Annotated in this window: 5 protein-coding genes; 2 read left to right on the plus strand and 3 right to left on the minus strand. The window is 70.6% G+C overall.

Annotation, left to right across the window (positions count from 1 at the left end; genetic code table 11):
• Window positions 1-981, plus strand: a 981-nt coding sequence (locus JHN63_RS46425; RefSeq protein WP_234478726.1) for a DUF3500 domain-containing protein, incomplete at its 5' end; no start/stop codon positions are given.
• Window positions 982-1172: 191 nt separating this feature from the next.
• Here JHN63_RS46425 and JHN63_RS46430 read toward each other — a convergent pair.
• Entirely contained in the window at window positions 1173-2042 is an 870-nt protein-coding gene (locus tag JHN63_RS46430) for a LysR substrate-binding domain-containing protein (protein WP_200691166.1), read from the minus strand.
• Between the two features lie 175 nt (window positions 2043-2217).
• On the opposite strand from JHN63_RS46430, the gene JHN63_RS46435 reads away from it, so the two are divergent.
• Window positions 2218-3234 carry a bile acid:sodium symporter family protein gene (locus tag JHN63_RS46435; protein WP_200691167.1) on the plus strand — a complete coding sequence of 339 codons (1017 nt, stop codon included), beginning with the start codon at window positions 2218-2220 and terminating at the stop codon, window positions 3232-3234.
• Here the strand turns inward: JHN63_RS46435 and JHN63_RS46440 are convergent.
• Together JHN63_RS46440 and JHN63_RS46445 are read right to left on the minus strand one after the other, a co-directional pair.
• Window positions 3167-4405, minus strand: coding sequence for a DUF4185 domain-containing protein (locus JHN63_RS46440; RefSeq protein WP_200691168.1), 1239 nt, complete (start codon window positions 4403-4405; stop codon window positions 3167-3169). The genes JHN63_RS46435 and JHN63_RS46440 overlap by 68 nt on opposite strands.
• Window positions 4406-4415: 10 nt before the next feature.
• The coding region (locus tag JHN63_RS46445) for a sialidase family protein (RefSeq protein ID WP_234478727.1) at window positions 4416-6303 on the minus strand (1888 nt) is incomplete at its 5' end.

The raw sequence follows: 6303 nt of genomic DNA on the forward strand, positions 1-6303 counted from the left end.
CCAGCACCCAAACCCACGGGATCGACCGGCACGGGCACGGACGTCTCGGACGTCGTCGACGCCGCCAACACCTTCCTGGACACCCTGGACGACGACCAACAGGCCGACGTACTACTCGACTTCACCCAGGCCAACGCCATCGCCTGGTCGAACCTCTCCTGCGGCGCGACCTGCCGGGTCGGCATCGAACTCAGCTCCCTCAGCGACACCCAGCTCGCCGCGGCCAAGGCCGTCGTCGAGGCCGCCACCGGCACCGGCGACGACAGCGGCTACGACCAGATCTCCCAGATCCTGGCAGCAGACGACGTCCTCGGCGAGACCGACAGCAGCTACGGCAGCGGCAACTACTACCTCGCCTTCCTCGGCACCCCGAGCACCACCGGCACCTGGCAACTGCACTTCGGCGGCGACCAGTTGGCCGTGAACCTCACCTACAAGGACGGCGAGGTCGTGGGCACCACCCCGTACTTCGCCGGCGTCGAACCCACCACCTGGACCGACGACGGCACCACCTACGCCCCCCTGTCCGGGATGCACGACGGGCTGGTGTCGATGCTCGAAGGCCTCTCCGACGGCGAGCTGACCGAGGCCAAGCTCTCCGACTCCACCACCGACGTGGTCCTCGGCCCGGACCAGGACGGCGACTTCCCCGACACCAAGGAAGGCATCGCGGGCAGCGAACTCACCGACGACCAGCAGCAGTTGATCCTCGACGCCATCGAACCCTGGGTCGAGGCCGCGGACGACACGACCGCCGCGGCCACCCTGAGCACCTACAAGTCGGAACTCGACGACACCTACATCTCCTACTCCGGCAACAGCGCCCTGGACACCGCGGGCGACTACGTCCGCATCGACGGACCCGGTGTCTGGATCGAGTTCTCGGTCCAGGACGGCGTGGTCGACACCAGCGAACTCAACTACAGCAGCGTCTACCGCGACCACGAAACCGACTACGGAGGAGAGTTCTCCTTCTCCTGAACCTGACCCCCTGCCGGAATGACGGGCGGCGCTGCTCCAGACAGCGCCGCCCACTGTCACGCATTTCCTCAAGACCGGTCGAGAATTTACGGCATCCGGTATTTCTGCCAGTGCTGGCCACGTAATTCACCCGCCTTTTCCGGGCTGCTAGAAATCCGCCACCGGTGTTTTCCGCAAGGGAAATTCCGGGACTACGGACCGCGCCGATGCAGCCGGTCCCCACCCGCCAGAATCGCCGCCGCCAGAGCGTCCGCCGCCCCCTGCGCGGAAACCCGCCGCCGCCCGTGGACCAGCACGAAGTCGACCTCGCCCAGCTCCGGCAGCCCCGCCCGCTCGGGCACCCGCACCAGTCCCGGCGGCACCAGCCCCTTCGAGTGCGCCATCACCCCGAGACCCGCCCGGGCGGCGGCGATCAGACCGTTCAGGCTGCCGCTCGTGCACGCGATCCGCCAGGCCCGCCCCTGCCGCTCCAACGCCTCCATGGCCAGGGCCCGGGTGATTCCCGGCGGCGGATAGACGATCAGCGGCACCGGGCGATCGGCGTCCAGCCGCAGCCGTTCCGCACCGATCCACACCAGCTTGTCGTGCCAGACCGGCTCGCCCCGAGGATCCTCGGACCGCCGCTTCGCCAGCACCAGGTCCAGCTTCCCGGCGGCCAGTTGCTCGTGCAGCGTGCCGGACAGCTCGACCGTCAGCTCCAGGTCGACCTCGGGATGCTCGTACCGGAAGCCCTCCAGGATCTCCGGCAGCCGGGTCAGGACGAAGTCCTCGGACGCGCCGAAGCGCAGCCGGCCACGCAGCCGGGTGCCGGTGAAGAACGCCGACGCCTGTTCCTGCACCTCCAGGATCCGGCGCGCGAAACCGAGCATCGCCTCGCCGTCCTCTGTCAGCTCCACCGAGTGCGTGTCCCGGGTGAACAGCTGCCGCCCCGTCGCATCCTCCAGCCGCCGCACATGCTGGCTCACCGTCGACTGCCGCAACCCGAGCCGCCGGGCGGCCTGCGTGAAACTCAGCGTCTGGGACACCGCGAGGAAGGTCCGCAGATGAGACAGGTCGTACATGGCATACACCGTATCCGGTCATCGCGAAACATGATGACAGTCAGAGCGGTATGACGGATTCCCGATCAAGAAGCGGGAGAGCAAGATGGGGAGGGCACGAGTCCGCGCCGGACGACGGACCGGACGTACAGCGAAGTAGTGGAGCACAGTGAAACGCCTGCGATGGCCGAGTCGGATGCCGATCGACCCCTACATCCTGCTGCTCCTCGGGACGGTGGGCGTCGCCGCACTCCTCCCCGCCAGAGGCACCGGCGCCGACGTCGCCTCGGGCGCCTCCACGGCAGCGATCGCCTTCCTCTTCTTCCTCTACGGCGCCCGCCTCTCGACCCGTGAGGCACTCGACGGCCTCAAGCACTGGCGCCTGCACACCACCGTCCTGGCCTGCACCTTCGTGATCTTCCCGCTGCTGGGCCTGGCCGCCCGCGGCCTCGTCCCGGTGCTCCTGACCCACCCCCTCTACCAGGGGCTGCTCTTCCTCACCCTGGTCCCGTCGACCGTCCAGTCGTCGATCGCGTTCACCTCGATCGCGCGCGGCAACGTGCCCGCCGCGATCTGCGCCGGCTCCTTCTCCTCCCTCGCCGGCATCGTCATCACCCCGCTGCTCGCCGCCGCCCTGCTCGGCGGCAACGCGGGCGGCTTCTCCGCCGACTCCGTCGTCAAGATCGTGCTGCAACTCCTCGTGCCGTTCCTGGCCGGGCAGGTGCTGCGGCGCTGGGTCGGCGGCTTCATCACCCGGCACAAGAAGATCCTCGGCTACGTCGACCGCGTCTCGATCCTCCTCGTCGTCTACACCGCGTTCAGCGAGGGCATGGTCCAGGGCATCTGGCACCAGGTCAGCGCGGCCCGCCTCGGCGCGCTGCTCGCCGTCGAGGCCGTCGTCCTCGCCGTGATGCTCACCCTGACCTGGTACGGAGGCAAGGCGCTGCACTTCGACCGGGAGGACCGGATCGCCATCCAGTTCGCCGGCTCGAAGAAGTCCCTCGCCTCCGGACTCCCCATGGCCAGCGTCCTGTTCGGCGCCCACGCCTCCCTCGCCGTGCTGCCGCTGATGCTCTTCCACCAGATGCAGCTGATGGTGTGCGCGGTCATCGCCAAGCGCCGCGCCCGCGATCCGCAGCCCGAGGTCACCGAGACGGCGGCCCCAACCGCAGGGTCACGAACCGCGGTCGGTACAGCGACACGTTCCGGCTGAGGTTCCAGGCGGCCGAAGTGGCCGTCGCGTCCAGCCAGTTGACGTCGTAGCTCAACACGATCCGGCCGCCGTCGCCGAGCGCGGGATGGGCCTGCGGGTTGTATGCGGCGACCTGCCCCGGCGGCAGCGGCGGGCTGAAACTCCGGGTCGGCCCGTGCCACGGCCCGACGGGCGAACAGGCCCAGTACGAGGTCACGGTGGTCAGCCCGCGACTGCCCGCGGCCATCGTGAACAGGACGTACGTCGCCCCGTCCCGCACCACCGAGAACGCGCTGCCCACACCTGTGTGCCCGCCGTCCCCGAGCACCGCCCGCGGCCCCGCACGGGCCGTCCACGCCGAGCCGTCCCAGTACTCCCAGGCACCCGGCTCCCCGAGCCGCCCCTCCGGAACCCGCGCCACATACGCCGAGGAGGTCGGCCGGGCCGCGGCCTGCGCGTCGTTCCCGCCGAAGACATACGTCCAGCCGCCCACCGCGACCGCCGTCGTCCCGAACTGCACGCGCCGGGACGGGTCTTGGACGAGCTGCTGGTCGAAGACCGTCACGATCGACTCCACCCGCAGCTCCGGCAACGACAGCGTGGCCACCTCGGTCGCGGTCGGAACACCGTAGATCCACGGGTACGGTCCGGCCGTCCGCGTCCACAGCAGCACCCGTACGACGGACTCCGCCGAGCCGGGGGAGCGGGGCTCGACGCGGGCCGCCACCGGCCAACGCCACTCGTTCGGGGTGGGATCGGGGAACAGCGGTGCGGGAAGAGTGAGTTGAGGCCGGCCGTCGCGCATCACCACCGCCGAGTTGCGCACCAGTGGCGCGGTGGTGTCGCGCCAGACGTACGACTCGCCGACCGGGTTGGGCGGCCCGTGCACCTGGCCGAGATAGGTGTCGGAGAACAGCCACAGCACCCGCCCGTCCGGCAGCCGCACCGAGTGGGTGCCGTCGCCGCCGGTCCAGTCGTCGGCGCGGGACGCGTCGTCGCCGTACGCGGCAAAGGAGTTGGTGAGCTGAGCGTCCGCCGACCAGGAGCGCACCGCGGTGGCCGTGCACGCGCCGCCGCCCTCCCGATCGTGGTCCTTCGGGAGGGCGGTGAACAGCACGGCCGCGAGAACCAGGGTCAGCAACAGGCCGACCCCGGCTCCCGTCCGCTGTCGTGCTCGTCGGTCCTCGGGCACGCCCGGGACGTTAGCGGCCGGCGCTCACATGGTCCATGGGCAGCCACAGGACCGTCCCGGCGGTGGCGGGCTGCGGCGCGGCCAGCTCGTCGTCCGTCAACAGCCGGTCCCAGACGTGGACTTCGTCGATCGACCCGGTCAAGTACTGCATGCTGTCCATGCGTTGGCCGATGTGCACGCCGAACGGCGAGTTGCGGCTGACGGAGCCCACGATATCCGCCGTGCTCACCGCCGTACCGTCCACGGACAGGCTCAACTGCCCACCGCCGCGCCGCAGTACGGCCCGGTGCCACTGACCGTCGTTGTAGGCGCCGACGGTGACCACGGAGGTGGTGTGGACGGTCGTCGCGCCGACCCGCGTGGTGATCAGCGCCCGGACGTGATTGCCCGCGGGCTCGCCGCGCAGCCAGACCTGCGGCTGGGTGGTGCCGACCCCGCCCATCCACAGGAACGGCTGATCACCCGTCGTCGCGGTGTACCGGAACCAGAGCGACACCGTGAAGTCCTTTGTCCCCAGCGGCAGTCGGTCGCTGTACGGCAGGCGTACGGCGTCGTCGACACCGTCGAAGGACAGGGCGCCGCCGGACACGCCGTCGGTCTCCTGCGCGCCGCCGAGCACGGCCGCGCGCCCGGCGTGCGGGGCGAGGTCGGCGGTCGTCGGGTCGGGGCCCCGACGCGGTTGCAGCCAGGCCTCGTCGAAGCGGGCGAAGCGGATCTCGTCGGTCGCGGTCACCGCGCCGCCCTCGTACAGCAGCCCCACCGTGTCCCCGCCGATGCGCGCCATGTCGGAGTAGCCCGACCAGTCCTTCGTCACGACCGTGCCGCGGTCCACGCTGTCCCAGGTGCGGCCGCCGTCGTAGGAGGAGCGGATCATCATCGTCCGGCGGCGGTCCGGGTCGGCGTCGCAGGCCAGCAGGATGCGGGTGCCGACACCGAGCGTCGAGCACTGGACCTGCGGCGCGTACAGGTCGGGCAGGTCGCGGAAGGGCGAGGTGAAGCTGTCGCCGCCGTCGCGGCTGACCGCCTGGGTGCGGTGCCCGAGGTCGGTGCCGTCCTGCTCACGGCCGCTCACCAGGATCGAACCGTCGCCGCGCTCGGTCATCGTCACCTCGGACGGCTTCTGCCGCCAGGTGCCGTCGGCCGCGATCGGGTACGAGTCGGTGGCGCCGATCCTCCAGTGGTCGCCGCCGTCGTCGCTCACGATCAGCGCCGCGTTGTTCGCGGTGACCCGACTCCCGTCCCAGGTCTCGGTGTTGACCCCGAACACGAGCCGGCCCCTGTGCTTGCCGCGGGTGAGCTGGATGCCGTGCACGGGGCCGGTGGCGTACCAGGAGTTCCAGTTCGGGGGCAGGATCTCGTCGCTCAGGTCACGCGGCTGCGACCAGGTGAGACCGTCGTCGTCGCTGTACTGGAGGTGGGGGGTGCGGTCGCAGGGGACCGAGCAACCGGCGCTGTCCGTACGGCCCGTGTTGTACGTCTCGGCCAGCAGGATGCGGCCCGTCCGACGGTCCACGACGGGCGCCGGGTTGCCGTGGGTGTCGCCGTCGCCGTGGCTGACGACCTGCAACGGGCTCCAGGTGAGGCCGTCGTCCGTGGAGCGCTTGACGACGATGTCGATGTCCCCGGCGTCACCGCAGTTGAGGATCCGGCCCTCGGCGAACGCGAGCAGGGTGCCGTCCTTGGTCCTCACGACGGCCGGGATCCGGAAGCAGGCGTACCCCGCGTCCTGGGGAGCCTTGAAGAGGACCTGCTGGTCGAACTCGGGGGTGGGGGAGGTGGTTTGGGCGGAGGCGGAGGCGGTGGAGGAGGAGGTGGAGGTGGAAGCGGTCTGGGCGGTGGCGTGCGCGGGGTTCGGGAGCATGAGCAGCGCGGCCAGGGTGAGTGCGGCGGTGAGGGTG

This window comes from Streptomyces sp. MBT65, assembly GCF_016612545.1.
Lineage (GTDB): Bacteria > Actinomycetota > Actinomycetes > Streptomycetales > Streptomycetaceae > Streptomyces.